Origin of the sequence: Pseudomonas sp. SH10-3B, assembly GCF_019891415.1 — a bacterium.
GTDB lineage: Bacteria > Pseudomonadota > Gammaproteobacteria > Pseudomonadales > Pseudomonadaceae > Aquipseudomonas.
In genome coordinates this window covers 1-262 of record NZ_JAFLXD010000154.1, presented here as the reverse complement: position 1 = coordinate 262, position 262 = coordinate 1, and the positions used below count along the sequence as shown (strand labels likewise).

The 262-nt window shown below is 56.5% G+C and carries 1 protein-coding gene; it reads left to right on the top strand.

The genetic code is table 11. The annotated features are described in order from the left end of the window. Nucleotides 1-262 (top strand): hypothetical protein (locus J1G35_RS30770; protein WP_223016894.1); only part of this gene is annotated, 262 nt, incomplete at both ends.

The following is a 262-nucleotide window of genomic DNA, read 5'->3' as shown; positions in this document are numbered from 1 at the left end:
CGCGAAGGCCTGACTGTTTCCTTCACCGGCAACAGCAACGTGGATGGCTACTACGCCATCGTTGATAACAACGTCGTACTGACTCAAAAAGGTGCTGACTTCGTCAACGCCGGCAATCAATTGCCGAAGATCGACCTGACCGTTACCGATCCTGAGGGGCTCAGCTCCAACGGCACCGGCCAGCCGACCGTTACGCTGCATAACGATGTGCCGGTGATCAGTGTTGCCCCAGAAACCATCGATGAAAACTCCGCCACAGCGG